24 protein-coding genes are annotated in these 26,690 nt (G+C 61.7%); 16 read left to right on the top strand and 8 right to left on the bottom strand.

Annotated elements, in window-relative coordinates:
* Positions 1-9 precede the first annotated feature (9 nt).
* The gene (locus MESS2_RS19970; RefSeq protein WP_244440036.1) at positions 10-1,365 is read right to left on the bottom strand and encodes a glucosamine inositolphosphorylceramide transferase family protein; all 1,356 of its coding nucleotides are present in this window, start codon (positions 1,363-1,365) and stop codon (positions 10-12) included.
* 261 nt (positions 1,366-1,626) lie between these two features.
* Between MESS2_RS19970 and wecB the strand changes: the two genes are divergently transcribed.
* Genes wecB through MESS2_RS19955 form a run of 3 tightly spaced genes read left to right on the top strand, consistent with a single transcriptional unit; the run spans position 1,627 to position 4,911 of the window.
* Positions 1,627-2,781: a non-hydrolyzing UDP-N-acetylglucosamine 2-epimerase gene (wecB, locus tag MESS2_RS19965; protein WP_008876240.1), complete on the top strand. Its 1,155-nt coding sequence runs from the start codon at positions 1,627-1,629 to the stop codon at positions 2,779-2,781.
* Positions 2,774-4,111, top strand: a complete 1,338-nt coding sequence (gene wecC, locus MESS2_RS19960; protein WP_008876239.1) for a UDP-N-acetyl-D-mannosamine dehydrogenase — start codon at positions 2,774-2,776, stop codon at positions 4,109-4,111. The genes wecB and wecC overlap by 8 nt, the downstream gene beginning before the upstream one ends.
* Entirely contained in the window at positions 4,108-4,911 is an 804-nt protein-coding gene (locus MESS2_RS19955; protein WP_008876238.1) for a WecB/TagA/CpsF family glycosyltransferase, read from the top strand. The genes wecC and MESS2_RS19955 overlap by 4 nt, the downstream gene beginning before the upstream one ends.
* Positions 4,912-4,951: 40 nt before the next feature.
* On the opposite strand, the gene MESS2_RS19950 is transcribed toward MESS2_RS19955, so the two are convergent.
* A complete protein-coding gene (locus tag MESS2_RS19950) occupies positions 4,952-6,391 on the bottom strand; it encodes an oligosaccharide flippase family protein (protein WP_008876237.1) in 1,440 nt (479 codons plus the stop codon).
* Between the two features lie 170 nt (positions 6,392-6,561).
* On the opposite strand from MESS2_RS19950, the gene MESS2_RS19945 reads away from it, so the two are divergent.
* A complete protein-coding gene (locus MESS2_RS19945; RefSeq protein ID WP_008876236.1) occupies positions 6,562-7,683 on the top strand; it encodes a glycosyltransferase family 4 protein in 1,122 nt (373 codons plus the stop codon).
* Positions 7,684-7,699: 16 nt separating this feature from the next.
* Here the strand turns inward: MESS2_RS19945 and asnB are convergent, their stop codons facing one another.
* Both asnB and MESS2_RS19935 read right to left on the bottom strand, forming a co-directional pair.
* Entirely contained in the window at positions 7,700-9,589 is a 1,890-nt protein-coding gene (gene asnB / locus MESS2_RS19940; protein WP_008876235.1) for an asparagine synthase (glutamine-hydrolyzing), read from the bottom strand.
* 129 nt (positions 9,590-9,718) lie between these two features.
* On the bottom strand, positions 9,719-10,960 hold the full coding sequence (locus tag MESS2_RS19935; RefSeq protein WP_040593547.1) for a glycoside hydrolase family 5 protein: 1,242 nt from the start codon (positions 10,958-10,960) through the stop codon (positions 9,719-9,721).
* Positions 10,961-11,076: 116 nt separating this feature from the next.
* Between MESS2_RS19935 and MESS2_RS19930 the strand changes: the two genes are divergently transcribed.
* The 3 genes from MESS2_RS19930 (at position 11,077) to MESS2_RS19920 (ending at position 15,363) form a co-directional block, all read left to right on the top strand.
* Entirely contained in the window at positions 11,077-12,987 is a 1,911-nt protein-coding gene (locus tag MESS2_RS19930; RefSeq protein WP_008876233.1) for a heparinase II/III family protein, read from the top strand.
* A gap of 241 nt (positions 12,988-13,228) precedes the next feature.
* Positions 13,229-14,224: a sterol desaturase family protein gene (locus tag MESS2_RS19925; RefSeq protein ID WP_008876232.1), complete on the top strand. Its 996-nt coding sequence runs from the start codon at positions 13,229-13,231 to the stop codon at positions 14,222-14,224.
* Positions 14,221-15,363 (top strand): GNAT family N-acetyltransferase, encoded by a 1,143-nt coding sequence (locus MESS2_RS19920; RefSeq protein WP_008876231.1) that lies wholly within the window; start codon positions 14,221-14,223, stop codon positions 15,361-15,363. The genes MESS2_RS19925 and MESS2_RS19920 overlap by 4 nt, the downstream gene beginning before the upstream one ends.
* A 47-nt stretch (positions 15,364-15,410) precedes the next feature.
* Here MESS2_RS19920 and MESS2_RS19915 read toward each other — a convergent pair whose 3' ends face one another.
* Positions 15,411-16,334 (bottom strand): AraC family transcriptional regulator, encoded by a 924-nt coding sequence (locus tag MESS2_RS19915; protein WP_008876230.1) that lies wholly within the window; start codon positions 16,332-16,334, stop codon positions 15,411-15,413.
* Between the two features lie 278 nt (positions 16,335-16,612).
* Between MESS2_RS19915 and MESS2_RS19910 the strand changes: the two genes are divergently transcribed.
* From MESS2_RS19910 to MESS2_RS19900, 3 genes are read left to right on the top strand one after another with little or no spacing between them, the layout of a single operon-like run.
* Positions 16,613-17,296 (top strand): (2Fe-2S)-binding protein, encoded by a 684-nt coding sequence (locus MESS2_RS19910; protein ID WP_008876229.1) that lies wholly within the window; start codon positions 16,613-16,615, stop codon positions 17,294-17,296.
* Positions 17,296-18,300, top strand: coding sequence for an FAD binding domain-containing protein (locus MESS2_RS19905; protein ID WP_008876228.1), 1,005 nt, complete (start codon positions 17,296-17,298; stop codon positions 18,298-18,300). The genes MESS2_RS19910 and MESS2_RS19905 overlap by 1 nt, the downstream gene beginning before the upstream one ends.
* Positions 18,297-20,459 (top strand): xanthine dehydrogenase family protein molybdopterin-binding subunit, encoded by a 2,163-nt coding sequence (locus tag MESS2_RS19900; RefSeq protein ID WP_008876227.1) that lies wholly within the window; start codon positions 18,297-18,299, stop codon positions 20,457-20,459. The genes MESS2_RS19905 and MESS2_RS19900 overlap by 4 nt, the downstream gene beginning before the upstream one ends.
* A 115-nt stretch (positions 20,460-20,574) precedes the next feature.
* Here the strand turns inward: MESS2_RS19900 and radC are convergent, their stop codons facing one another.
* Together radC and map are read right to left on the bottom strand one after the other, a co-directional pair.
* Positions 20,575-21,330, bottom strand: coding sequence for a RadC family protein (radC, locus tag MESS2_RS19895; protein WP_008876226.1), 756 nt, complete (start codon positions 21,328-21,330; stop codon positions 20,575-20,577).
* 60 nt (positions 21,331-21,390) lie between these two features.
* On the bottom strand, positions 21,391-22,218 hold the full coding sequence (gene map / locus MESS2_RS19890) for a type I methionyl aminopeptidase (RefSeq protein ID WP_008876225.1): 828 nt from the start codon (positions 22,216-22,218) through the stop codon (positions 21,391-21,393).
* Between the two features lie 303 nt (positions 22,219-22,521).
* Between map and MESS2_RS19885 the strand changes: the two genes are divergently transcribed.
* From MESS2_RS19885 to MESS2_RS19865, 5 genes are all read left to right on the top strand, one after another.
* Positions 22,522-22,848 carry a hypothetical protein gene (locus MESS2_RS19885; RefSeq protein ID WP_008876223.1) on the top strand — a complete coding sequence of 109 codons (327 nt, stop codon included), beginning with the start codon at positions 22,522-22,524 and terminating at the stop codon, positions 22,846-22,848.
* Positions 22,849-22,967: 119 nt separating this feature from the next.
* Positions 22,968-23,204 carry a hypothetical protein gene (locus MESS2_RS19880; protein ID WP_008876222.1) on the top strand — a complete coding sequence of 79 codons (237 nt, stop codon included), beginning with the start codon at positions 22,968-22,970 and terminating at the stop codon, positions 23,202-23,204.
* 129 nt (positions 23,205-23,333) lie between these two features.
* Positions 23,334-23,630 carry a DUF982 domain-containing protein gene (locus tag MESS2_RS19875; protein WP_008876221.1) on the top strand — a complete coding sequence of 99 codons (297 nt, stop codon included), beginning with the start codon at positions 23,334-23,336 and terminating at the stop codon, positions 23,628-23,630.
* Positions 23,631-23,833: 203 nt separating this feature from the next.
* Positions 23,834-24,493 (top strand): DUF2161 domain-containing phosphodiesterase, encoded by a 660-nt coding sequence (locus MESS2_RS19870; RefSeq protein WP_008876220.1) that lies wholly within the window; start codon positions 23,834-23,836, stop codon positions 24,491-24,493.
* A 139-nt stretch (positions 24,494-24,632) separates the two neighbouring features.
* Entirely contained in the window at positions 24,633-24,950 is a 318-nt protein-coding gene (locus MESS2_RS19865) for a hypothetical protein (RefSeq protein WP_008876219.1), read from the top strand.
* Between the two features lie 91 nt (positions 24,951-25,041).
* Here MESS2_RS19865 and MESS2_RS19860 read toward each other — a convergent pair whose 3' ends face one another.
* Positions 25,042-25,239: a hypothetical protein gene (locus MESS2_RS19860; protein ID WP_008876218.1), complete on the bottom strand. Its 198-nt coding sequence runs from the start codon at positions 25,237-25,239 to the stop codon at positions 25,042-25,044.
* Positions 25,240-25,668: 429 nt separating this feature from the next.
* On the opposite strand from MESS2_RS19860, the gene MESS2_RS19855 reads away from it, so the two are divergent.
* Positions 25,669-25,974: a hypothetical protein gene (locus tag MESS2_RS19855; RefSeq protein WP_008876216.1), complete on the top strand. Its 306-nt coding sequence runs from the start codon at positions 25,669-25,671 to the stop codon at positions 25,972-25,974.
* The last annotated feature ends 716 nt before the right edge of the window (positions 25,975-26,690 follow it).

Raw genomic sequence — 26,690 nt, 5'->3', positions numbered from 1 at the left:
CCTTAGCAGTCAGCCGGCGCTGTCGACAACTTCGACATTGCCGGCGCGGTTAAGCGTGTGGATGCCCGTGCGGGCCCATGCCGGCCCCGGTCCGATCGGGCGGGGCGGCGCAAAACGGACATCGAAATCGTCAAGCCGATCCAGCCGCATCAGCCCCAGGCCGCCGCCATAGGCTCGCGATCCGTTTTGCACTGGCAGCACCAGAGCGTCGCCGTGGCGGATGAAGGCTCCGCCGGGCCGAGTGGCCGAGTGATCGATGGCGATGGGATTGAGCGCATGGGCTGCCCACGGCCCGCGCAGCGAGGGCGCGGAATAAACGGCCATCGTATCCGACGCGCTGCCGTAACCGAACCGCTCCGTCCCCAGCAGCCAGAAGCGCCCATCGGATTCGAGCAGCGTGGCGTCATTGAAATTCCTGTCCGTGAGCAGCACCGTGTCGCGTACCCAGCGATCTGGAAATTGCGCGGCGCGGTAGAGCACAACTTCGCGCGCCGCGCTGCTTTCAGGGATCATGAAAATTTCGCCAGCGTGGGCGAACACCTGCGGATAGGACAGATGGTGGGCTTCCTCCAGCACCACCCTCGGCACGCCGAAAATACCGTCATTACCAAGTTCGGCGACGGAAATCGCGCCGCGACCCGTGGCATAGGGAAACTCCTCGACAAACAGATAGTGGCGGCCATCGCGCTCGAGGACGAACGGGTCGGCGTAGAAACGCTGGCCGTCGTCGGCAAGCACAGTGAACGGCGTGCCGTCGAGTTGCCCGGTCTCGGCTACGCCTGGCCCGTCGATCAGCCGATAGGCTACCTGCCAATAGAAAGGGCGCCGTCCAAGCCTGATTTTTTGCATGGCGCGGTCGACCAGCCCCTTGCAGAAAAACGGCAGATAGTTTCGGAAATAGCCGCGGCTCCTTGGGATTGGCGCCGGGCTCTCGGCAATAGGCGCAAGCTCGCCCGCGGAAAAGCGGGCCACACTTTGAGCAATCAGCGAAATGGCCCCGGCGAGCAGGTCGTTGCTGATGCGAGACAGCCAGAGCCGATCGCTGAGCATGGGCCGCCCCTTGGCGACGGTAACGCCATTGAGGCGAACGGCAAGTTCGGGCGATCGGCCGCTCGCCAGCATCTCAGCCACGCCGGCGGGAAAGGTGCTGTGGCCGTAAAATTCGAGCGTCAGGACCGGCGTTCCTTGCGTTGCCACAGTGGCAGTAAGATCGACTATGAGGTCGACGGGACCAGGGTCGCCAGACGGTAGCGGCCCTGAACGGCTCGCCAGTGAGGGACCGAAGCGTCGGGCCTCGATATCAAGTACATTGTCCAGCCCGCGCGCGGCGGGCGCGGACGCCTGCGCGTGGCCACTCGAAACCACGTGGCCAGCCGCCTTCAATCGCCTCAGAAGTTCATTTTCCCAGCGCCGAGATCCGTCGGCGTGGCCGATGATTAAAATATTACTCAATCGAATATGTTCTTTTTCAAGACTGCCCTCGTAGACTACCTATCGGCCTAGACTTTCAAAAGGCTTATCAGGGGAGAATAAGAGGGTCTTGGCTGTTAATCATATATTAAGATTTGGCACCACGGCGCCGCTTTCTGCCGCTATTATGGATCTTGCAGCCGCCCAGGATCAGCAATGAACGTCCTCTCACATCCAAAACTGCCGTCCAGGCAGAAACTGCTGATCGTATTCGGCACGAGGCCGGAGGCGCTCAAATGCTTTCCGGTGGTGCGTGCAGCGCTTGCCCATCCAGGTTTCGTCACCGAAACATGCATCACCGCTCAGCACCGCGAGATGGTAGACCAGGTTATCGAACTGACGGGCCTGCCGGTGCATCACGACCTCAACATCATGCAGCCCGGCCAGACGCTGTTCGACGTGACTTCGCGGGTGCTTTTGGGCATGGCCGAAGTGCTGGAAAAGGCGAAGCCCGATATCGTCCTCGTACAGGGCGACACGACGACGGCGATGACTGCCGCTCTGGCTGCCTTTTACAAGCGCATTCCGGTCGCCCATGTCGAGGCGGGCTTGCGCAGCCACGACATCAATTCTCCCTTTCCGGAGGAACTGAACCGCAAGATCGCCGGCAACATCGCCACGTGGCATTTCGCGCCGACCGTCCAGGCGCGCGACAACCTCATCGCCGAAGGAAAGGCTGAAGACACCATCTTCGTGACCGGCAATACGGTGATCGACACGCTGTTGCATTTTTCCGGCGCGATCGACGCCGACAGGCTGATGAGCGCTGAGCTCGCCGCCCGCTTTCCCTTCCTCGATCCCGCCAAGAGAATGATCCTCGTCACCGGTCATCGCCGCGAAAATTTCGATGGCGGCATCCACCGCATCTGTACGGCGCTGAAGGGATTGGCGGTGCGCGGGGACGTGCAGATCGTCTACCCGGTTCATCCCAACCCCAATGTACGCTCGGTGGTCAACGCGGAATTGGAAGGCGTGCCGAACATCCATCTCGTCGACCCGCAGGACTATCTGCCGTTCCTGTATCTGCAGAAGCACAGCTACCTCGTATTGACCGATAGCGGCGGCGTGCAGGAAGAGGCGCCTTCGCTCGGCAAGCCGGTGCTGGTGATGCGCGAGAACACCGAGCGGCCAGAGGGGATAGTGGCGGGCACCGCGCGTCTCGTCGGCACCGACATCGAAAAAATCCTGTCCAATGCCAATAGTCTGCTTGATGACCAGGCGGCCTATCGCGGCATGGCGGAACGACACAACCCATATGGCGATGGCCGGGCCGGTAACCGGATCGTTGAGGAACTGCTGCATCATGGCTGACATCAAGACCGTTTCCGTTATCGGCATGGGCTATATCGGCCTGCCGACCTGCGCCATTTTCGCCAGCCGCGGGCTCGACGTGATCGGCGTCGACGTCAACGAGGCGGTGGTCGAGAAGGTCAACCGCGGCGAAATCCATATCGTCGAGCCGGACCTCGACGGTTTGATCCAGAAGGTCGTCGCCAACGGCAAGCTCAAGGCGTTCAACACGCCGCAGCCGGCGGATGCATTCATCATCGCCGTGCCGACGCCGATGACCGAAGACCACAAGCCTGATGTGAGCTACGTGCTTGCGGCGGCGCGAAGCATCGCCCCGGTGCTGAAGCGGGGAAACCTTGTGGTGCTGGAATCGACATCGCCAGTCGGCACGACGCGCATCATGACGGGGCTGCTTGCCGAATTGCGGCCCGATCTCAAGTTTCCTCTCGCGCATGGCGAGGAGGCCGATGTCCTGGTCGCCTATTCGCCCGAGCGCGTGTTGCCGGGAAAAGTGCTGACCGAGCTGATCAACAACGATCGTTCAATCGGTGGACTGTCGCGCAAATCGTCGGAACGGACCGCGGCACTTTATTCAACCTTCGTTGCCGGCGACCTGTTCATGACCCAGGCCGAAAGCGCGGAACTGGTGAAACTGACCGAGAATGCATTCCGCGACGTCAATATCGCCTTCGCCAATGAGCTTGCGGCAGTGTGTCAGGATCTGTCGCTCAACGTCTGGGAGGTGATCGATCTTGCCAACCGGCATCCGCGCGTGAACATCCTCCAGCCGAGCCCGGGTGTTGGCGGTCACTGTATTGCGGTCGATCCGTATTTTATCATCGACGCCGCGCCCAACAGCACGCGGCTGATAGCTTCAGCACGCCGGATCAATTCCGAGCGTCCGTTGTCCGTGGTCAGGGACATCCAGGCCTTGCTCGACCCTTCCCGCAAGCAGACGATCGCTTGTCTGGGCCTCAGCTTCAAACCCAACATCGACGATATGCGCGAGAGCCCGGCCGTCGAAGTGGTAAAGCTTCTGTCCGATATCCCCAATCTGAAGATCGTCGCGGCTGAACCCAATGCCCATGCGCTGCCGCATGAACTGGAGGGCAGGGGCATCGTCTTTACCGATGCACTCTCCGCCATCGACAAATGCGATATCGTCGTCCTTCTGGTCGATCATCGACAGTTCAATTTTGTCGACCCCGAAGCCCTCAAGGACAAGAAGCTCGTCGACACAAGGGGTCTGTGGACGTGGCGCAAGGCACGCAAGCCCGACGCCCGCATCGAGGGGAAGAAATCACAGGTCGAACGCCAGGCACTTCCAGCAAGCAGGGACGAGGCAGCATGAACGCGCACGACTCCGCATGGGCACAGCATTCCCTGTTGGCGTCACGGCGCAGGGAGTTCCTTGGCGCGCCGCTCCATGCCCTGACCATGGCCGAGACGCTGGCAATCGCCGACGAGGCGATGGCCCTGCGGCGGCCGCTGCATCATGTGGTTGTGAATGTCGCCAAGCTGGTGAACATGCGCAAGAATGCCGAATTGCAAGAGGATGTTGCCACGGCCGATGTGATCAACGTGGACGGCATCGGCGTGCTTTGGGGCGCGCGTCTTTGCGGGGTCGAGTTTCCGGAGCGGGTCGCCGGCGTCGACATCATGATCAATCTGCTGGGCCTCTGCGCGCAGCGTGGCTATAGGCCTTACCTCCTGGGCGCCGAACAATCCGTCCTCAATGCAGTCAGGATGCGACTTGCCAGGGATCATCCAGGCCTCGTTGTCGCCGGCATGCGCAACGGCTATTTCAACCCGGAAGACGAGACTGCAATCGTCGAGGCGATCAATGCTTCGGAGGCCGACTGCCTGTTGGTGGCGATGCCGACGCCGCGCAAGGAACGCTTTCTCAAGCGCTATCGCAACGAACTCGCTCCGAGTTTCGTCATGGGCGTGGGCGGCAGTTTCGATGTCTATGGCGGTAAGGTTGCCCGGGCGCCGAAACTGATCCAGGCGGCCGGCCTGGAGTGGTTGTTTCGCGTTGCACAGGAGCCGCGCCGCCTGTGGCGGCGCTACTACGATACCAACACTGCCTATGCGGGGCTGCTGTTTCAGGAACTTTGGAACCGTCAGCGGCGCCGAAACGTCAATTCATAGATTCCGCGTCGGGTACTGCCGGGCGGAACCGCTTGGCGGTCTATGCAGTCCGTAGCCGCGCCCGGAGCTTGCCGACGAATTGCATCGTGGCCGCAGGATGGAACAGCCAGGTCAGCCCGAAGAAAACGACCGCGCCAGCGGTGCCACCCCCGACAAGCGAGAGGATCGTCGGCCCATCAGTGAGCAAAGCGCTGGAAATGCTCGCGGCCAGCCCGGTGGCAAACGAGATGACGGCCGAAACGCCGATGTCGCGCCATGGCACCGGCACCGGGGTGAGCCGCTCACTGATCATCACGCAGGCTACGAGGCCCATCAGAGATCCGCCCGCCAGCGCCAAGGCGGCGCCAACCTCCGCCATCGAAGGGATCAACAGCAGGGACAATGCGATTGTCGCTACCGAGCCGAACGAAGTGGCGATGATCAGCAGCCACGGCCGTTTGTGCGCGTGCACCACGGTGCCATAGACGAAGCTTGTGAGATTGCCACACAGCACGCTGAAGGCAATGATCGGAAAGAGCAGGCCGACGCGGCCGTGGTATTGCGAGGGCAGCAGAAGCTGGGTGATTTCGCTGCTGAGTGCGACCAGCATCGCCGCAACCGGCAGGCAAAGGCGGATCATCAAGGCCATCAATTGCGACAGCAGCCGGCCCGAAGCGGCGGGCCCTTCCTCGTCGAACCGGCTGACCACCTCGGGGAAGGCGCCCATGTTGATGGCATTGGCGACCATATCGATCGGCTGGCGGGCCAGCGCATAGGCTGCGGCGAAGATCGCCACGGCGCCGGCATCGTAATAGACCTTGAGGAACAAGCGTTCCGCGCTGTTGAGGCCGAAGCCCACCAGCGCCATGATGACCAGGGGCACGCCGAGGGCGAAGAACTCCTTCTGGGTGAAGCGCGGCGGGCCGGCAACGACGCGCCGGGACGCCATGATGCCCGCCACGATACCGGCGATCAGAACGCCGAGGCTCGTGCCAAGCGAAACCGTCAGAAAGGAATCCTGGAACAAGATGATAGCGCCGATCGGCAGCGCCAGTTGCAGCACGGCGCGCAGGAATTCCAGCATCGAATAGACCGAATGACGCTGCTGCATCTGCAGCACCGTCAAAGCGAAGCGGCCGACGGCACCGGCTATCAGATAGCTGCCGACGGCGATCGAGAACTCGACCCAGCGCTCCGGCACGATCAATGCCGAGGCGACCACGGATACAATAAGCGCCAGCGCCGTGGTGGCAAGCAGCACCCTTCCGGCCAGCATCAGGCTGCCGCGGCTGACATCACCTTTGCCGCCAAGCCTGAGCAAGGCGATGCGCAACCAGTTGGTGACGGCAATGTCGGTCATTTCGCCGACGGTCACCACAAGGGTCAGCAGACCGTACTCGGTCTGATCGATCAGACGCGTCACGATGACCAGCAAGAGCAGCGCGGAGATGCGCGTCAGCAAGATCGCCGGAGCATAGATGAGCGTGGAGCGGAGCAGCAAAGGGGATGTCCCTGGGTAATTCAGCTTCGATTAACTGTCGACCGGCGGAAAAGCCAGCGCCATGACGGCGAAGGGTGAACAGATTCAGTTTGAGACAAGAGATTTGTCGTAAACCTTATGGGGAACCTTAGCTTTCCAGTTACGCGGCTTGTGCTATCCGAAACACCGTCATGCTCCAGCGTCTCATTCACAATCGAAAAGTACATGTCCTGGTCGCGACGCCCTCGGGCGTCTCGGGGCAGGGCGGCATCGACCGCATCATGGCCACGCTCAATAACGGGCTCAAACGGCAGGCGAGCCCCGATATCGATGCCCGTTTCCTTCCCAGCCGCGGCTCGGGCCCGGTCGCTTTGTCAGTCTTCTATATGACCGGCTTCTGCTTGCGGATGCTGGCCGCACGCATCGCCGGGCATGCCGATGTCGTCCACATCAACCTGTCGGGATATGGCAGCACCTACCGCAAATTGGTGATTGCCAAATGTGCGCGGCTGCTCGGCATTCCCTATGTGCTGCATCTGCATGGAGCAGAGTACCAGACGTTCTGGCATGAAGACCGCAGCTTTATCAGCCATCGCATCCGGCAGATGTTCGAGCATGCCAGCCGCGTCGTGGTTCTGGGCCGTATCTGGCGCGACTTCATCGCGAGCCGGGCGCCAGGCGCTGCCGGAAACATCGTGATCGTGCCCAATGCCACCGAAGTCCCGTCGCTTGCGCATGTGGGCGGCGGAGACAGTGTTCATATCCTGTTCCTGGGCCGTATCGGCGATCGCAAGGGCGTGCCGCAATTGTGCGATGCGCTGCACCGCATGAAGGCCATCAAGGGCTGGCGCGCCACGATCGCCGGCGATGGTGAAGTCGAGGCGGCACGAACGAGATCGGCCGAGCTTGGCCTTGCCGAGCGTGTTGCCTTTCCAGGATGGGTCGGCCCGGACGAGGTCGCATCGCTGATCGCTTCGGCCGACATTCTGGTGCTTCCCTCCTTTGCCGAAAACCTGCCGGTCTCGGTCATCGAGGGGATGGCAGCCGGCCTCGCGGTGGTGACGACGCCTGTCGGCGCCGTGGAAGATATCATCACCAACGAGCAATCCGGGCTGCTGGTGCCTCCCGGCGATGTTGCGGCGTTGATCGAAGCGCTGACACGCCTGGTCGAGGACAAGGCTTTGCGCGAGCGCCTGGGCGCAGCCGCCATGGCCGTGCATCGGGAACGGCTTGATCTCGCACCGTTTGTCGGCGCGATCTGCGATGTCTGGAGGTCGGCCGCTTCAAAGACCGGCCAACTGATCAAGCGCTGACGCTGACCCTATGGCGTCAGTGCGGCGCTCCAAGCTCGAATTCGCGGTGGAATATCTCCAAATTCAACAGCGCCCATATCAGCTTTTCGTGGTCCGCGGCGCCCTTGACATGCTCCGAGACAACTCGATCAAGCTCCTTGGCGCTCAAATAGCCGCGGATAACGGAACGAGAGGAGCAGAGATGGTCGTGCACGTAGTTCCTCATCGACCCGCGAAACCATTCGGCGACAGGCACCTTGAAGCCGATTTTGCGGCGGTGGAGAATTCCCTCGGGAAGCATGTCGGCCATACTGTCGCGCAAGATCTGCTTGCTCTGCCGCCAACCGAGCTTGTAGCGATCGGGCAATGTGCTGACAAAGGCAACCAGATCGCGATCGAGGAAAGGCATTCTTCCTTCGATTGAACCGGCCATCATCATCCGGTCGCCCCGTTCCAGGAGATTGTCGGGCAACCACGACGTCTGGTCGAAAAACAGTACGCGGCGAAGATGGGACGCCTGCGCGCTCGAAGAGAACGGGAAGTCGTTGCGTTCATTGCGGCAATTGGCGGACGCGCCGACAAGGACATCGTGTTCCCTTGTCGTCAAAGCACCAAACCAGGAGATCATCCGGGTGGCAAAGTCCCTTTCGCCCGCGCTTCGCGCAAATGTATCGAACTTGGCCGATGCGCCGGGCATGGTGCGTATCAAGGGGGCGAAGAGATTGTCGTGGAGCGACGCCGGAACGAGTGACCGGTAGATTCCAGCGAGCGACTCCGCACGATGTTTGGGATAGCCGCCGAGAATTTCGTCGGATCCTTCCCCAGTGAGCACCATCTTGACGTCCTGCGAGGCTCGCTCCGACATGAGGTAGATCGGGATGTCCGTACTTTGCGAAACGGGCGCTCCCCGATGGCGAACCATCCTGGGCAGGTGATCCATGAGGTCGTCGGCCTCGATGACGAGCTCGCAATGATCCGTCTTGAAATGATCGGCGACACGCCGGGCGACAGGAAGTTCGCTGTAGGCTGCTTCGTTGAACCCGACCGAAAATGTACGAATGGGCCTGTCGCTGTGCCTTGCCATCAGGGACACGATTGCCGAGGAGTCGAGCCCTCCGGAGAGAAAGACGCCAAAGGGTGCATCGCTGCGCATTCTGATCTCGACGGAATGGTCGAGCAGTTGCAGAAATTTCCGCGTGGCGTCTTTTCGATCGATATGCTCGGTCCGGTCCATCTGATCGGGCGGCGTATAGTAGCGCGTCTCCGTGACTGCCCCTTGCGACCAGACAGCGTAGCTTCCGGGGTGGAGTTTGCGGATTTGCTTGAAAAGCGTGCGCGGTCCTGGCACGTAACGCCACTTCAGATATTCGTGCACAGCGCCCAGATCGAGTTGCCGTGCATCCGGCTGCGACGACAACAACGCATTGATCTCAGAGGCAAACGACAGCAATTTCTCGCTTTGCATGAGGTAAAGCGGCTTTTCGCCGAAGGGATCGCGGCCGAGGATCAATTCCTGGCTTTGAGCATCCCAGATCGCAAAGGCAAACATGCCGCTCAGTCGGTTAAACATGGACAGGCGCCACTGGTCGTAGGCCCTGAGCAGCACCTCGGTATCGGAGCGCGTTCGAAAATGGTGACCGAGGCCGATCAACTCCTGACGAAGCTCGATGTAATTGTATATTTCGCCATTGAAAATAATTCTGAGGCGGCCGTCCTCGATCTGCATGGGCTGATTTGAATCGGCGTTCAGGTCAATAATCGCCAGGCGGCGATGCACCAATGCCAATTGATCTTCGCCGTTGTCCAAGTCCAGAAACTCGGCGCCTTCAGCATCGGGACCGCGATGCCGCAATGCGATTGACATTCTGGCAGCCCGGTCTTGCGGATTCTCAACTCTCCGCCCGATCCAGCCGGCAATTCCACACATCGTCTCTCCCCCGGATACGCGTATTCACGACGCTGATAACACCGAATGTATTAAACACTTGGTGGCTGACAGGCCGGAACTGTAAAGCTGCCGGAGGGATTGAAGCCGAGCTTGACCCGCGAAGCGCGGTTATCGCAGGCCCAGCGCTTGCAACATCTCCGGGTCCGGGACCGCGGGCCCATCGGGCAGGATGAGCGTCATTCCATAGGGATTGGAGAATTCCCAGACGGACCATGGGATGGCGAAGCGTTCCGCCTGCCGGCGCACCGCCGTAAGGTAGCGCAGACGGTCAGCGTCCAACGCACCCATGCGACCATCCGCCGACATGAGGATGACGCCGAATTCGCCCATGAAGAGCCGCCGGCTCGGAATGCCATGACCCTCGGCCCAGTCGACCGCCTGGCGGAAGCTTGCCTCGAGTTGGCTCTGGCCCCAATCCTGCTCGAAATATCGGGCGATTGTTTCTCGAGCCGTGGCCATGTTCATCACCTGCTCGACCGTGCTCAAGCCGGCAGCCTCCATGCGTGCTTTGAGCATTTCGCTCACCACTTCGGGCGTACTGCTGTCGGCCGGCCACGGAAGGCCCGAGGCAAAATTGTTTGACTTGTCGGGCCGCTGGTGCGTGAAACTGTGCGGCTCGTACATATGGAAGCTGTAATAGAGGTTCGGATCGTCAAAGCCGGGAGTGAGGTTGGCCAATCCGGCAATGCTCCCGCCGCAGGCTCCGGTTGCAACGATGGTGAGTTCGCTGCTGACCGCGCGAATGTCGTGAACCGTGCCTTCCATGATCCGCTGCCAGTCATCGCTTCCGCTCGAATCGCAAGGGTAGTATGCCGGCTCGTTGTAAGGTTCGAGGGCTACCTTGTCGGCGCCGATCTTGACCAGCATGGTGGCGACCGCCACGACCATTTCGCGATAGCGGGCAACACCTTCGCTGTCGGCACCGCCATAGATCATCTCCATGCCGTAGGCCGGTACCTGGGTGACGCCATGCAGGTCGAAAACCACCTTGAGGCCGGCCGACGTTACCCGTTCGACCGCGGCGGCAAGGATGTCCAGTGCCTGCTCTCGTTTGGCGCCCTCGCTGGCAAGCAGGGGACCGGGGTCGACGCTCAGCCGGATGAAGTCGAACCCCATCGATCGAATGCGCGCAAATTCGTCCCCGCCCGGCCAATCGGTGAGCGGCCGCTGTCCCGCCAGCCATTCCTGCTCGCTGCGGTAGGGCGGCCAGATGTAGGATCCATCTTTCCCTACCGGCGACCAGTTGAGCCATTCGTGCACGCCAACGCCGCGCTCGAGGCGAATCGGCGCAGCCTCGGCCGCTACCGCCATGGCGAGCACCCAGGCTAAAACGCACACAACTCTTTTCATCGCCACTCTCCGCATCATGGGTTGAGATATTAACCGCAGGTGCGGAAAAGAGGATTGCCGCGGCGCGGCTTTTCGGCAGCATGGTATACAAGGATCGAAACCTTGGCGGAGCGCGTATGAGGATCGGCTGGTACATCAACCGATTGCGCAGCATGGGTCCGGCCGAGGTGTTGCACCGGCTTGACGAGCAGCGCCGACGGTCCGTTTCGCGACGCCGTGACGACGGCTGGGAGCGCTATCCTTCACCCCCGTTGCACCCCGTACTGCACGGATTGCGCGATGCGATGCTGGACGCAACAGCCGCGCAACGGCAAGCCATAGCGGCAGCGGCGCAAAATACGCTTTGCGGCGAATTTTCCGCACTTGGGCAGACGTGGCCACGGCGCGAACGCGATCAGCTTTTTGCTCCCGAGCTTTGGCGACTCGACCCGGTGACCGGCAAGCTTTGGCCAGGCCCCGAAAGCCAGACTTTCGATATCGATTTTCGCCATCGCGATGACCGCGGCGACGTAAAATACGTTTGGGAGATCAACCGGCTGCAGCAATTGCCGCCACTGGCCGCCCACTTGGTCCTCGCCGGCGACGATCAGGCCAGGGCAGCCATCGAGGCGGCGATCAACAGTTGGCATTCCGCCAACCCGCCATTCCGGGGGATTGGCTGGGCCTCCGGCATCGAAGTGGCGTTGCGTGCGATCAGCCTGATTGTCACTCTGGACCTCGTCGGCGACCGGCTTGGCGCGGCGACACGGCAGCGCGTTGGCGAAATACTGGCGGCAAGCGCCTATTGGCTGCCGCGGTTTCCGTCCCGGTTTTCCTCCGCCAACAACCATCTCGTCGCGGAACTGGCTGGCCAGTATCTGATCAGCCTGGCGTTCGGAGCCGAATTCGTCGCTGCCCGCAACGCTCTCCTGGCCGAGGTGTACAAGCAAATTCTTGCCGACGGCACTGGTGCCGAGCAGACCCCGACCTATGCGGCCTTCACGGCTGAACTGATCTTGCTGTGCACCGCCGCGGCGCGACAGGCAGGGAAGCCGTTTCCGCCGGCCGCGGAAGCACGTCTGGCGGCATTCGCCGATTTCGCGGGTTGGCTGCCACGGAAAGCCATCGGCTTTGGCGACGACGATGAAGGCCGCGTCCTGACATTGGGAGACGAGCGCGGCTATGCCCGATCCGTCGCAGCCGCCATCCATGGCTTGCTGGGGATGCCGGGCAATGTGCCGAAGCCCGACGATTTTCGCTCGCTTTTCTTCGGGACGCCGCGGGGACCGGCGCCGGCGGTGGATGGGTTGCAAACATTCACGCAAGGCGGGCTCTCCGTCTGGCGCGGAGAGATGGACGGCCGCGATGTCGAGCTGACATTCGACCACGGCCCGCTTGGCTATCTTTCGATAGCGGCCCACGGCCATGCCGATGCGCTGTCGCTCACACTGTGCATCGATGGCGAGCCGGTGCTGGTCGATCCCGGCACCTGGCTCTACGGTTCAGGCGGGGGCTGGCGCGACTGGTTCCGTTCCACGCCGGCGCACAACACGCTGAACATCGAGGGCAAAAGCCAAAGCATCATGACCGGGGCGTTCAACTGGTCGCACAAGGCGGTCGCGACGTTGGCGCAGAGCGAGCGGGGTCCGTACTGGATGCTGCGTGCCCGGCATGACGGATACAAAAGCCGCTTCGGCGTTGTGCATCAGCGCACCGTCGCGCAGCAGGCGGACGGCATCCTGGTCACCGACCAGCTGCTTGGCGGCCGGCGCATGGCCGAAATCGTCTTCCAACTCGCCGCCGGACTCCACGCCAACCGGGACGGAAGCACGGTCACGGTGTTGCGCGGCGAGGAGCGGCTGTTGGCGATCCGCTTTCCGGACGAGGCGGTCGACATCCGGGCCGGCGGCGAGGCACCTGGGCAGGGTGGCTGGGTTTCGTTACGTTTCGGCGCCAGGCAGCCGACCGAACGCCTCGCCTGGCATGGCGAAGTGGGAGAAGACGGCATCCAGATACACCTTGCCGTGATCACCCCCTGGCAACGATAAAACCGGCGTTCAAACCGGGCTGGCTGGCGGGTGTCCAGCCGCATTCGATATTAATTACGTTTGGACATTTAGCGGTTTTGTTAGGGTTGATCTGCTAGTCTGGCGCAAATAATCCGGCATGCTTTTGCCCGTCGCATCCGCAGAAGCCGCCTGGTTGCAGGCAACATGCAGTGGGTTTGGCACTTTTCTTGCTGCGCGGTTCGCCGGATAGCCATCTCACGGACCCAGGGCCACCGCACCGATGTTTTCTGAATTCACCAGAGCGATTGTCGAAAAGCTCTCCAATATCAATCTGTTGACCCTCGGTCTGCTTTTTTTCACGGCGCTGGGGAGCGCGATGATCGCTTACTGGCGAACCGTCGAACATAAATCCTTCAGGGACTTTTTCGATTTCGCTTTCCCGGCAGAAGTCATCCTGCACCCGTCGGCGCGAGCGGATGTCCTATTTTGGGTCACGAAACGGGCGATTATGCCCTTCCTGCTCATTCCTGCCGGCGTCACCTTCGTTACCGCGGTAGGCTATGCGACACATGAGGCAATCGGCTGGCTCTTTGGCATCCAGGCGCCGCTGATCGGCGGCCCGGCCGGACCGGTGACGATCATCATCTTCACCGCCACCATGCTGATAGCCTATGATATTTCATACTATCTCTACCATGTCGCCCAGCACCGCTTCCCGTTCCTGTGGGAATTGCACAAGGTGCATCATTCGGCCGAGGTGATGGTGGGGATCACCAAGGATCGGGTTCATCCGCTGGACGATCTGATGAATCGTATGTGGGACGGCGTCATCCCGGGGATCTGCTTCGGCATCTGGAGCCTGATCGCGCTTGATCCGGTTGAGGTCGCCATCTTCGGCATCAATGTCTACGTCATCCGCAATATCCTGATGATGGACTTCGTTCGCCATACGCATCTCAAGATTTCCTTCGGCCCGCTGAACAAAATCATCTTGTGTCCGCATTGGCACCAGGTGCATCACAGCATCGACCCTCGCCACTACGACAAGAATTTCGGCCTGCTTTTTTCGTTCTGGGATCGTCTCTTTGGAACGCAGTTTGTGCCGGATCCGGACGAAGATCTGAGATTTGGCCTGATAGATCGCGATGTGCGCGATTATCAATCGCTCTTTGGGCTCTACATCCTGCCGCTCAAGAAGATGGGGAGGCACGTCATCCGGCTGTTCCACAGGCGGCCTAATGTAGTCGCCCAGCCACAGGACAGTTCACCGTCATGAACACCTTTGTTTCGATCGACGCCGTGGGCACGGAGCGTCTGGAAATTATCCGCTCGGCGGATCGCCTGGCTGCGGTCGAAGCCCAGTGGATGCATCTTTGGCACCGCACCGACGGACTGATCTTCCAGAGCCATGCCTGGGTTTCGGCGTGGTGGAGCACGGTGGCGGACCGTGACCAGCGCGCACTGCGCATCGGCCTGGTCTGGAATGGTGACAGGCTCGTTGCCGTTATTCCCCTGGCGATCGGCAAGCGCAAGGGCTTGCGGTTTCTTGAGTGGGCGGCCAGCAGCTATACCGACTATGGCGATATTCTGGTTGCTCCGGAATGCTCATTGTCGGCCCTGCAGGATCTATGGGCCCAGCTCTGTGACGCCGGTGGTTTCGACCTTGCCTTTCTTAATCGTCTTTTGCCGGATGCGGCGGTCCGCAAGATCTTTGCTGCGGGCCGCGCTTCCAGCGGCATCAGGCTTCGTCCCAATCATAGGGAGGAAGTCAGTTATCGCGTCGCCGGACCGTGGAAGAGCGGAGCGGCATGGTTTGAGGGCCAGTCCAAAAAGACACGTCAGAACTATCGGCGCGGCATCAAGGCATTGGAAGAAACCGGGAAAGTGAAATTTCGCCTGCTTGCGCCCGACGAGCCACTGCAGCCGGTATTGGACCGGCTCTCGGCGCTGAAGCGCAGGTGGCTGGTGCAGCACTCGCGTGAATCCCAACTTTACGAAGAGGGAACACCGGTACTCGCCGCACTGGTCGACGTGCTGGCGCGCGCCGGCGTGCTGCGCATTTTCGTCCTTGAATGCGATGGCGTAATGGTCGCGGTCTCCATCAACTTCATCCAGCACCAGGTCATGATGGCGTTCGTGACCACCTTCGATCCGGATTTCAGCCGCGCGTCGCCGGGCATAATCCTGATCATGGACTACATTCAGTGGTCGATCGATCACGGCCTGGGCATGGTCGATTTCCTCTGTGGTGCAGAGGCCTTCAAGAACAAGTTCGCGACGCAGGCCGTTACCCTGCAATCCGTTCTTGGCACACGCACGGCACAAGGCACACTCGCTTCCGTTGCTGATGGTATCCGCCAGAGGATCAGGCACGCACGCCAGCGCAAACCGGCGCCCTCACAGGATGCGGCTTGATCGGCGCTACAGCGCGCCCGGAGAGACCTCGGCCAATATGCACGGGCTTAGATCGGCAGCAGGCTCTTGATGTTGGAATGGCTGCTTGATTCGGATCGAGCGCGGAGCGCGTAGCGCTTCGGCGGTGCCCGAAACAGACGGCCATATTCGCGCGTGAATTGGGAGACACTTTCGTAGCCAACCTCAAACGCAGCGCTGCTTGCCGAGAAGCCTTCGTCGAGCATGAGGCGACGCGCCTCGATAAGGCGAAACCTCTTTTGGTACTGTCCCGGCGTCAGTGAAGTCATATGCTTAAAATTCTTATGGAAGCTGGTGAGGCTCATTCCCGCCGCCGCGGCGAGTCGATCGATGGATATACGCGATCGATACTCGGCTCTGAGGATCGCGATGGATTTGGCGAGGCGGCTGGCATGACCGTCTGAGTCCGCGAGCGTCCGCAGGGCGACGCCATGCTGTCCTGACAAAAGCCAGTAATGCAGTTCCAGCATGATCGCCGGGCGGATGAGCGAGGTCGCTTCTGGCCGGTTCAGCAAGCGCATCAGCCGCGATGCACAGTCCAGAACTGCGACGTCGGTGTTTTCGGCGAACAGTGTGCGTGCTTCTGACGTATGATTTGCGCGCACGCTTCCCATCTGAGATGCGACCTCGCGGAGGACCGTCATCTCCAGTTCGACGGCGATCGCAAGATATGGCTCGCTTCGGCTCGCCTGGAGAACACGCGAGACGACTGGCATGTCAGCGCTCACGATCACCGACTGGCCGGCGGAAAATACACGTTCCTCCCTGCCTACAATCATGCGCTTGGCGCCCTGCAGGACCAGGCAAAACAGCGGCCGGGAAATTGCATGGAGATCGCCGCCCGGTGACTCGACACACTTCAGCATAAGGCCCGGCACGGGCGTGATCGCCACGCCATCGCCATTGGCATGTCGGCTGGCATAAGCTTGAGCTGCCTGTTTGAGCGAGTCCACGAGTTGCCTCCTGCAATCAGCACAAACCTAGCATTGAAGCGGACAGAATTCACCAGCGTTTACAGAATCAGGCAAGTTTTGTGCCGTCGTTGGCAAGCTCCTGTCTGGGCTCGTCGATATAAATGCCCCGATTGAACAGTCGCTGAGTTTATCGGCGAAATCCGGATCGCCGACGCGATTGCGGTGCTCTCGAGGGTGCCGGGATCGATAGGCAAACTGTGTTTGCGAGCGGCTCATCGTTCGATCGCCGGCACTCGGAAGAGATGGAGTAGAGAACAGTGAAGACGACGAGAAATACGGTCCTGCCGACCGGCGGCACGCCAGCCACGGACAACAGGACGCTCCGTTCAGGGTTCTTCATCCTATCCCGCCGAAGCGCGATGGAAGGCGCCGCCGCTATCGCCGCCGCCGCCATTTTCGCCGATGCCTCCAGTCACGCAAAAACGGCCGCCGCCGCCCAATCGGCGCCGCTGCCTGTCGCGCCTGATCAAGCCCTGACGATCAGCGCGACGATCAACGGCCAGCCCGTTGCGGCCGAGATCGACGCGCGCACCTCCCTTCTGGATCTTCTGCGGGAGCGCCTCGCGCTGACCGGTGCGAAGAAGGGTTGCGATCACGGCCAGTGCGGAGCGTGCACCGTGCATGTCGACGGGCGGCGCGTCGCTTCCTGCTTGACGCTGGCCGCCAAGATCGAAGGCCGAGAGGTGCTGACGATCGAGGGTCTGTCGGACGGCGCCGCGCTGCATCCGATGCAGCAGGCATTCATCGACCACGATGCGCTTCAGTGCGGTTACTGCACGCCCGGCCAGATCATGGCTGCGGTCGCCTGCGTGGCGGAAGGCAACGCGACTTCGAAGGAGCGTATCCGGGAATATATGAGCGGCAACATCTGCCGGTGCGGAGCCTATGTCGGCATCGTCGCTGCCATCGAGGATGCTGCCTCCAAGATGGAGAGAGGTTGATGCAACCGTTTACCTATACGCGGCCCACAACGGCCCCCGACGCGGTGAGCGCCTTCGCGAGTGCGGGCGCCGACGCCCGCTATATTGCCGGAGGAACGACGCTCTACGACCTGATGAAATTGAATATCGAGCAACCCCGCCACCTGGTCGACATCACTGCGATTGCGGGCCTCGACAAGATTGAGACTGACGGCGACCGGCTTCGCTTCGAAGCGCTCGCGCCGATGAACGCGGTCGCCGCCAACGATGTCATCATCCGCGACTATCCCGTCCTGGCCGAAGCGTTATCGAAGGCTGCGTCGCAGCAACTGCGCAACATGGCGAGGGTCGGCGGCAATCTGCTCCAGCGCACCCGCTGCATGTATTTCCGGAATGGGGCTGACGGCGTCTACCCATGCAACAAGCGCGAGCCAGGCAGCGGCTGCGCCGCTCTTCGCGGGCTTGACCGCGGCCAGGCCGTGTTCGGCACGAGTGATGCCTGCACCGCAGTCTCGCCCGGCGACTTTCCGGTCGCGCTGGTGGCGATGGACGCGCAGCTCGAAATCCTTGGGCCTAGCGGATCCCGCACGCTGCCTATTGGCGATCTGTATCGGTTGCCTGGCGACACGCCGCATCTCGAGTTCACGCTCGCGCCCGGCGAGATGATCACCGCGATCGTCGTGCCGAAGACGCCGGCCGGCCGGGGTTCGACCTACCACAAGATCCGGGATCGCGAATCCTACGCCTTCGCGCTCGCATCGGCTGCGGTGGCGTTGGAAATGGACGGCGACCAAGTCAGCCGTGCGCATATCGCGCTAGGCGGGGTCGCGACGAAGCCGTGGCGGGCTCCCGAAGCCGAGCAGAAGCTGGCGGGCCAGAGACTGACACCGGAGGTCGCGCTTGACGCCGGCCGCGCGGCCTTCAGTGGCGCCAGCCCCGGTAAACACAATGGATTCAAGGTCGAGCTCGGCGCGCGAACCGTCGCCGATGCGCTTCTCATCGCCGCTGAAAGGAGCCGATCATGAGCACTGCGCCGTTCCCCGACCGTGCCCGTATCGATGCCTTCGACAAGGTGCGTGGTGCGACCGAATATGCCGCGGACATCCAGTTCCCCGGGTTGCTCTACGCAATGACGGTGACCGCGCGCATCGCCAAGGGAACGATGACCGAGCTTTCGACGGACGCAGCAATGCGCGTGCCGGGCGTCGTGCGCGTGCTTACGCCGGACGATTTTCCGCCACCGCCGCCAACCGGCGGCGAAGATGGTCCGCCACCTCCGCCACCGACACTGGAGAAGACGATCGCCTATCGCGGCCAGCCGGTCGCCGTTGTCGTCGCGGAGACGCTGGAAGCGGCGATCGCAGGGGCCGAGGCGGTCCGTCCCAGCTTCGCCGACGAGCAGTTCTCTTCCCGGATCGACAGCGCGGGCGCCGAAAGCGAATCGACCGAGGATTGGACGGCGGGCGATGCCGCGGCGGCGATGGCCGGCGCCGCTGTAACGATCGAAGCCACCTACGAGTCGCCAACGCAGCATCACAATCCGATCGAGTTGCTCGTGACCACCGCGGTCTGGGCGGATGGGAGGTTGACGATCCATGAGTGCTCGCAGGGCGTGAACGTGACCAAGGGGTCCGTGGCGGGCGCCCTGCATCTCGATCCGGCGCTCATAGATGTGAAAAGCGCTTATATCGGCGGCGGCTTTGGACAGAAGGGGTTGGCGCAGCGCCAGACTGCGCTGGTCGCCCACGCTGCTATGCTGACCGGTCGCCCGGTGAAGCTGGTCTTGCCCCGCGGCCAGATTTTTCATGTCGCGACCTACCGCCCGAACAGCCGGCACCGGATCCAGCTCGGTGCGGATGCCACAGGCAAGATGGTCGCGGCGCGTTATCACGCCGAGCATGAGCAGTCGCGGACGGGGTTCTTTTCCCCTGCCGAGTATCACGAATCGCCGATCCGCATGTATGGGATCGAGAACTACCTCGGCACCGCCGCCAACATCCGCATCGACCGGCAAGCGCCTGGCTACATGCGCGCGCCGCATCCGCAGGCGTCGTGCTTCGCGTTTGAGAGTGCGGTCGATGAGCTGGCGTACAAGCTCGACCGCGATCCTGTCGCCTTCCGGATCGAGAACGACACGAAGGTCGACCCGAAGACCGGCCACCCCCTCTCTTCTCGCTTCCTGAACGAATGCCTGACGGAAGGGGCCCGGCGGTTCGGCTGGTCGCGCCGCAGCGCTGCGCCCGGATCGATGACGGCGTCCGACGGGACGCAGATCGGCTGGGGCGTGGCGGCGGGTTGCTATCCGTCGATGATGCCGCCTGCGATCGCAACGCTGCGGATCGGCGCCAACGGCAGTACGCGCTTCGCAACCTCAGGCCACGAGATGGGCCAGGGCATCCGGACCGCGATTGCGGCCGTCTTGCTCGATGGGTTGGACATCAACACCGACAAACTCGATATCGTCATCGGTGACACCACGGCAGCACCCCAGCATATGACGGCCGGATCATGGGGCACGGCCGGCGCCGTTCCCGTGGCGGCCAAGGCGGTGGAGCGGATGCGCGCGGCGGTTTCGGAGTTGCTGGCGGGCCGTACGGTCGCGGGCAATCTCCACCGGCAGCTCGCTAGCGTTCGCCGCCCGTACATCGAGATCGAGGTGTCGCAGGTGGGTGCCGGGCAGAACAACGATGCGCTCGCACAGTTGCGCGAGGGAGGGTTCGTGGTCGCCGGCCCCGAATTTCCGGAATTTACGACCATGAGCTACATCGCCCATTTCGTTGAGGTCCACGTCGAACCCCACACCCGGCGCATCCGCATGCCGCGGGTCGTGAGCATCGCCGATTGCGGACGTGTCATCAGCCCGCGCACCGCCGCCAGTCAGGTACGTGGCGGTGTTGTCTGGGCGTTCAGCGCCGCATTGCGCGAGGCGACCGAGATTGACCGCCGCTATGGCGGATATCTCAACAATGACCTTGCCGACTATGTCGTGGCGGTCAACGCCGATATCGGCGAGATCGAGGTCGGCTTCGTCGACCAACCCGACCCACTCGCCAATTCCATGGGCCTCAAGGGTTTGGGCGAAGTCGCGATGGTCGGTGCATCGCCGGCGATCGCCAATGCCATCTTCCACGCGACGGGCAAGCGGATGCGCGAATTGCCAATCCGGATCGAGCATCTGCTTTGACGTCATGCCCCGAGATGGGGCGATCCGAACGCCAAAGGCACCGTGCCGCCGCGATGTACTTCGTTGGGGCAAGCTCGACCGCAGGTCGCGAACCTTCGGCTCGGGAATCCTTTGCTCAAATCAGCAGCAGGCCCTTCATCGAGGCATGGCCCTTCTTGCCGATGATAAGGTGATCGTGAACCGCAATGCCGAGCGGTTTGGCCGTTTCGATGATCAGCTTGGTCATCTCGATGTCGGCGCGCGAGGGTGTCGGGTCGCCTGACGGGTGGTTGTGCACCAGGATGATCGCCGTGGCGGAGAGTTCGAGCGCGCGCTTGACCACCTCGCGCGGATAGACCGGCGTGTGGTCGACGGTGCCGACCTGCTGCACCTCGTCGGCGATCAGCGTGTTCTTCTTGTCGAGGAACAGGATGCGGAATTGCTCGCGGTCCTCGAAGGCCATGGCCGACCGGCAATATTCGAGAAGCTGCGTCCAGGTTGACATCAGTTCGCGGCCGATGATCTCGCCACGCGCCATGCGCTGGGCCGTCGCGGCAACGACCTTCAGGTCAAGCGCCACCGCCGGACCGATGCCCTTGACCTCTTCAAGCCGCGCGGCGGGCGCACCAAGCACCTCGGCCAGCGTGCCGAAGCGCGCCAGCAGCGCCTTGGCGACGGGCTTGGTGTCGGCGCGCGGGATTAGCCGAAAGAGCAGGAGCTCCAGCAATTCATAGTCGGGGAGGGCGCCGGGACCCGCGGCGGCAAAGCGCTCGCGCAAACGGTCGCGGTGGCCGTGATAGTGTGGCTTCTCGGCCGATCTGGCCTTAGCGATCGATTGTATCGGTGCTTCGGAAAAGAAGACCCGTTCGTCGTCGTCGCTGGTTTTTGCCATAAGCCGCCCGCATTCCCCTGGCCCGCATTTCCTTGGCCGGAGAGGTCCGGCGCAGAAAGATTATGTCGGCAGGCCGGGGCGGTCGAGTTTTTTTGGCGACAGCGTGAAGATCTCGCAGCCGGTCTCGGTGACGCCGATCGTGTGCTCGTATTGCGCCGACAGCGAGCGGTCGCGCGTCACCGCCGTCCAGCCGTCGGACAGCACTTTCACATGCGGCCGGCCAAGATTGATCATCGGCTCGACGGTGAAGATCATGCCCGGCCGCATCTCGACGCCCTCGCTGGCGCTGCCGTAATGCAGGATGTTCGGCGCATCGTGGAAAAGCTGGCCGACGCCGTGGCCGCAGAAATCGCGCACCACTGAGCAGCGTTCGGCTTCGGCATAGGTCTGGATGGCGGCGCCGATGGCTCCGGTGCGGGCGCCGGGCCTGATCGCCGCGATGCCGCGCATCAGGCATTCATGGGTGACCTCGAGCAGGCGTTCGGCGGCGCGCTTGATGGTGCCCACCGGATACATGCGCGAGGAATCGCCATGCCAGCCATCGAGGATATAGGTGACGTCGATGTTGACGATATCGCCCTCCTTCAACGGCTTGTTGTCGGGAATACCGTGGCAGACGACATGATTGATCGAGGTGCAGGACGACTTGGTGTAGCCGCGATAATTGAGCGTCGCAGGCAATGCACCATGGTCCATGCCGAACTCGAAGACGAAACGGTCGATGGCTTCGGTGGTGACGCCGGGCGCGACCATCGGCACCAGTTCATCGAGGCAGCGCGCGGTGAGGTCGCAAGCCTTGCGCATGCCGGCAAAACCTTCCTCGCCGTAGAGGCGGATCTGGCCGGTGTTTCTGAGCGGTGCCATAGCGGCGTCGAGATAGGTGACCATTTTGTCCGTTTGCCGGGGTGAGTGGGCTCTCGATATAAGCCCGCGCGAAAAAAATCCCACCAGATTTGGCATCGGACGGCGCAAGGTTCAAGGACGAACTGCCGGCTAAGGGCGAACGCCCGCGATATTCATGCGTTGTGGCCCATATCGTGCTCTCGCTCGCGACAGCCATCGGTTGCGATGCTTTCCTTTTTCGACCGGACACGATAGGGCGGTGACTGAGTTCGGAGACCTTGCCTCTTGATGGCATCGAAGCGCGCCAGGCCATTCACTTCGCCGATAAAAGCAGCCTGCTCGGGCCTGATGGCCCTGCTGCTGCTGTCGTTGTTGTGCGTGGTCCAGTCGGAGGCGGCTGCTTCCGCGACCGCCGCTTGGGGCGGCGCCGCCTTGACCACGGCGCGGCAGGGCGACGCGGTCGCGCTGTCACGCGGCAAGGCGCAGCCTCTCGAAATTCGCTCCAGCCGGCTGCTCCCGGTCAAATTCGTGAGCGGCAATCCCGGCGCGCTTCCGCCGGAATCCGCCTTCTTCCTGCTCAATCAGGTTTCGCCGGTCCAGGCGTCGGGCGTGTATGCGTTCGCACCTGCGCTGCAGGCAAGTGCCAATCAGCCACGCGCGCCGCCTTCCATCTGACCTGAGCGGTCTCAGACCGCGCCTATCCAACCCATTCACATCTTTTTCGCGCCGCGACCCGTGCGGCGGCTGTTGGCCGTCCACCGGTCGCGTGGCGCTTCATTTCCGGAAGTTTTTCAATGCAACGCATCAAAACAGTCAAAACGCTGACGCGCGCGGCCTCGGCCGCCTTGTTCCTCTCGGTGCAGTCGCTCATCTGCATCGGAACCCTCTATTGGGCAATCGCCGAGACGCTCGGCATGGCGGGAACCGCGGCACTGGTCCTCGGCGCCATTTTTGCCGTGCCGTCTCTATATGTCGTGATCATAGCCATCCGTATGGCCTATGAGGCGGAAACCGACCCGGTGAACCAGTAGACCTTCTGTACGGGCTTCACTGGGCTCGGCGTCCGCACTGACGACACATTTCTGAGCGAAAAGCCGGTCAAAGCAACTTTTTCTGCGACGAATGGCGTTGCCGCGGCAATGCCGTTCGGGAGAGAACGAATGGACAGATTGCAATTCGAGGTGCCGGTGCGCATCACGACTGCGCCTGGTCTGCCGGTCGAGGAAATCTACAGCGTCGAACAGGCGCTGGATTTTCTGCAGGACTGGCCGGTCCGCCGGCAGGGCCCGGTCTATCAGGCTGCGTTCAACGCCTGCTTCGGCGCGACCGTCGACCTGGTCAAGACCGAGGATGCCTGCCGGGCGTTCATGGCGTTCTGCCGCGTGAGCCGGCTCCTGGCCAGGGATATGATGGTTCGGGGCAAACGGAGTGGCGAGGCGAGGGCGCTTAGAGCTTAGCGCCAGCCGGGCTCCAGGCTTTTCAGGAAGCGGTTGAAGATCGGGTCGAACCGGTCGGGCGAATCCCAGAACGGCGCATGGCCGGATGTCGATTTTTGGAAGGATTTCTACAAGGGTGGGAGTTCGGAGTTCCTCTGCCCCGCGCAGGTAGTCCGTCGAGGCCACTCTGTGCGAGCGCGGCCCGAATCGGCTATGGCTCCGGCATGCTGGAAACATCTCTCTACACCCCGGTGAAGCGGTTTCTTGAGAGCTTGGAATACACTGTCAAAGGCGAAGTCGGCGGCTGCGATGTCGTCGGTTTGCGCGACGGCGAGCCGCCGGTGGTCGTCATTTGCGAACTGAAACTGGAGTTCAACCTTGAACTCGTGCTTCAAGGCATCGACCGCGCCGCAGCGTGCGACGAGGTCTGGCTTGCTGCGCGCATGTCAAGCCGGGGCAAGGGCCGTGAGCACGATCGCCGGTTTCGCGCACTCTGCCGCCGGCTCGGTTTCGGCCTTCTGGCGATCAGCCCCTCGGGCAATGTCGAACTGCTGCTCAGTCCGGCCGCTCCGCCACCGCGGCGAGATCCCAGGCGAAGATCGCGCCTGATGGACGAGCACCGGCGCCGGCGTGGCGACCCTGTGGTCGGCGGCGGTTCCCGCGCACCGATCATGACGGCTTACCGGCAGGATGCGCTGGCCTGCGCCGCGGCGATGGTGGACGGTCCCAAGCGCCCGCGCGACCTGAAAGCCATCTCGCCTCGCGCCGCCAATATCCTGCTTCACAATGTCTATGGATGGTTCGCCAGAGCCGAGCGCGGCGTCTATGCGCTCACCGAAGTTGGCCACGCGGCCCTGCAGCGCTGGCCACAGCCGGCCCAATGACGAGGCGGTCTACTAATGGCAGTCGAAGGATTGTTGGAGGAAGCGAAACGTGACAGCCTCTTCCGGATGCCGAAGACCGCTCCGACGACAGCGACCGGACAACCGATCAAGTAATGACCGCTATGGAATCCCGGCGAAAATGAAGGCGATTTCTGCCATCGTGCTTCTGTCCTGCAGCCTGATAACAGGCTGCGCATCGCCTTTGCGCGCATCGGTTGACGCTGCGAAATACGAGACGATGAGTTGCGTCGACCTCAACGTGGCAATGGGCAGCGTCGCCAGCGAGATCTCGCAAACGGCGATCGCCCGGGGCAAAGTCGCTCATGCAAATATCCCGACCTGGCTATGGGGCGGCCAGCGCGTCGCTTCCGCCGTCGCCGCTCGCGAGAGCACGAAGATCGAGCGGTTGCGGCAGCAGCAGGCTGCGATTGCGGCAGCCAGAAGCAGGAAATGTTGATTCCGCCGACGCGCGGCGTTTGGGCCAAGGCAGTTAACAGGCGCATATCAGAAGAGCCGGGGATCCATCCATTGTATAGCTCTTCTCTCGGTCAAGTTTGGCGTGATGACGACCTGCGTTTTTTCGGGAGCAGGAAACCATCCTTTAGCAACTCCAGCGCGTCGAGTGCCTCCTCATCCTGCAAATCGGTCAGGGGTACTTCGTCGATGAAGACAACCTTTTCGTCGTCTATGTCGTAGACTTCCCAAAGCCCGTCCTTGACCCTTCGGATGGCGTGCCGACGTTCCATGAGCGGAAGCTAATTGAGTCTCGGAAACATTGGGTAGAAAAAATCGAAGAGTGCCGACATTAGCGGTGGAAAACTTGGGAGCGCTCCACGCGCGGTGATTGGTCTTGAAGACATTCCCGGGAAACGGGGCGGCCCAGCGGCTTGGGTAGAGTACTGGCAGCGGTAGGCCGCTGGGCCTGACCAGCGGCCATGGGGGAGGCTCGCGCCGGCTGCTGAATACATGCGCTCAGGCCGGTTCGAGCGAAACATGCGAATGAATTATGACAGCACCTGAATTCTTCATCACTGCGAGTTGCTCGCGGCGGCTGCTGCCAAGTGGTCCGAGTTTTGGGGTTAGCCACATTATTCCTGTTGCACTTTCGTCAATCACCGCCACCAAACGGTTACAAGAGAGGGCCATGCTGCCTTTGTCTTAACCAGGAGGTAACCATGAGCTTGACGTACAAGGCGGTTCAGGAAGTGCTCCGAAAAGCAGGCATTGTCATGAGCAAGAAGGGGGAAGTTCACCGCATAAACTTCTTCAGCGGCCTGGAAGATACCGCCTACTACGCGACGGATCTTCAGGATGTCCTGGACAGGGGCCTGGCGATGTCAAAAGGAAGGCCGCGATCAAGCGACTATGCCAGGTCGGCCGAAGAGCGGCGGATGGCGACGAGGGCACATCTGGCAGCTCTGCCGTTGATGCGTCTTGTAGTGAATCGCGAAGGCGGGATCGCCGACCGATCCAGAGGTTGATCGCTGAGGGTCAGAGAAGAATTATGTGCTATGCGGGATGAACCCCTCGCTGATCCGACGCGCGGTCAGCGCGTAGTTCCGAAAATGGCGTGACGGTTTCTTGCTTTCTGCTTGACGTCAAATGCGCCCTCGGCGCTTACTGGGAGATGCTCGCACGCAACGACGCTTACAAGCCGCCCGAACCTTGGCCCCACGGTTGGATGCTACTCGGATTGGTTATCGGCTTGGGCTTTTGCGCGGCTGCCTGGGTTGCAGTCATTGAGCTTGTCATAAGCGTATAGACTGAACTCAAGCTCTCCTAAGCCAGATTAGCGATTTCTCGCGGCCCTGAACTCCGCTTCCCAAGGCAGTGTCTCGAAGTCAGGCTTGTGTCTGCGCGCGCGGTAGTCATCCTGGGAAAGGAAGGTACATCTGGACCCCTCCAATAAGCAAACAAATGGCGGAATGCCTGGGCACCGATATAGGCCAACGGTCTTCGAATTAGCATCGTCCATGGTTGCAGGGTTCTCACAGCCTCCGATTGTCGTCGACATTTATTGTGATGAACGGTTTCTGCTTCCGGAGGCCACGGTTAACGACCGGGTTCGTCGGCCAAGCACCGATCGCGGCACGACAAAGCGAGGCGCAGCACTGGCACACCGAGATGGAAGCGCCGATTCGGCTGATAAACTGAGGAAATTGGCCAAGCGTTGGACAGGAACGGCAATGTTTGAGCT

Source organism: Mesorhizobium metallidurans STM 2683 (assembly GCF_000350085.1).
GTDB lineage: Bacteria > Pseudomonadota > Alphaproteobacteria > Rhizobiales > Rhizobiaceae > Mesorhizobium > Mesorhizobium metallidurans.
The sequence above is the reverse complement of the archived record's forward strand: the minus strand, read 5'-3'. Positions and strand labels throughout refer to the sequence as shown.

What these genes read in the sequence shown, in the direction of transcription:
- wecB (WP_008876240.1), top strand. Translation starts at nt 1,627, where the DNA reads ATGAACGTCCTCTCACATCCAAAACTGCCGTCCAGGCAGAAACTGCTG.
- wecC (WP_008876239.1), top strand. Translation starts at nt 2,774, where the DNA reads ATGGCTGACATCAAGACCGTTTCCGTTATCGGCATGGGCTATATCGGC.
- MESS2_RS19955 (WP_008876238.1), top strand. Translation starts at nt 4,108, where the DNA reads ATGAACGCGCACGACTCCGCATGGGCACAGCATTCCCTGTTGGCGTCA.
- MESS2_RS19945 (WP_008876236.1), top strand. Translation starts at nt 6,562, where the DNA reads ATGCTCCAGCGTCTCATTCACAATCGAAAAGTACATGTCCTGGTCGCG.
- asnB (WP_008876235.1), bottom strand. Translation starts at nt 9,589, where the DNA reads ATGTGTGGAATTGCCGGCTGGATCGGGCGGAGAGTTGAGAATCCGCAA.
- MESS2_RS19935 (WP_040593547.1), bottom strand. Translation starts at nt 10,960, where the DNA reads ATGAAAAGAGTTGTGTGCGTTTTAGCCTGGGTGCTCGCCATGGCGGTA.
- MESS2_RS19930 (WP_008876233.1), top strand. Translation starts at nt 11,077, where the DNA reads ATGAGGATCGGCTGGTACATCAACCGATTGCGCAGCATGGGTCCGGCC.
- MESS2_RS19925 (WP_008876232.1), top strand. Translation starts at nt 13,229, where the DNA reads ATGTTTTCTGAATTCACCAGAGCGATTGTCGAAAAGCTCTCCAATATC.
- MESS2_RS19920 (WP_008876231.1), top strand. Translation starts at nt 14,221, where the DNA reads ATGAACACCTTTGTTTCGATCGACGCCGTGGGCACGGAGCGTCTGGAA.
- MESS2_RS19905 (WP_008876228.1), top strand. Translation starts at nt 17,296, where the DNA reads ATGCAACCGTTTACCTATACGCGGCCCACAACGGCCCCCGACGCGGTG.
- MESS2_RS19900 (WP_008876227.1), top strand. Translation starts at nt 18,297, where the DNA reads ATGAGCACTGCGCCGTTCCCCGACCGTGCCCGTATCGATGCCTTCGAC.
- radC (WP_008876226.1), bottom strand. Translation starts at nt 21,330, where the DNA reads ATGGCAAAAACCAGCGACGACGACGAACGGGTCTTCTTTTCCGAAGCA.
- map (WP_008876225.1), bottom strand. Translation starts at nt 22,218, where the DNA reads ATGGTCACCTATCTCGACGCCGCTATGGCACCGCTCAGAAACACCGGC.
- MESS2_RS19885 (WP_008876223.1), top strand. Translation starts at nt 22,522, where the DNA reads ATGGCCCTGCTGCTGCTGTCGTTGTTGTGCGTGGTCCAGTCGGAGGCG.
- MESS2_RS19880 (WP_008876222.1), top strand. Translation starts at nt 22,968, where the DNA reads ATGCAACGCATCAAAACAGTCAAAACGCTGACGCGCGCGGCCTCGGCC.
- MESS2_RS19875 (WP_008876221.1), top strand. Translation starts at nt 23,334, where the DNA reads ATGGACAGATTGCAATTCGAGGTGCCGGTGCGCATCACGACTGCGCCT.
- MESS2_RS19870 (WP_008876220.1), top strand. Translation starts at nt 23,834, where the DNA reads ATGCTGGAAACATCTCTCTACACCCCGGTGAAGCGGTTTCTTGAGAGC.
- MESS2_RS19865 (WP_008876219.1), top strand. Translation starts at nt 24,633, where the DNA reads ATGAAGGCGATTTCTGCCATCGTGCTTCTGTCCTGCAGCCTGATAACA.
- MESS2_RS19860 (WP_008876218.1), bottom strand. Translation starts at nt 25,239, where the DNA reads ATGGAACGTCGGCACGCCATCCGAAGGGTCAAGGACGGGCTTTGGGAA.
- MESS2_RS19855 (WP_008876216.1), top strand. Translation starts at nt 25,669, where the DNA reads ATGAGCTTGACGTACAAGGCGGTTCAGGAAGTGCTCCGAAAAGCAGGC.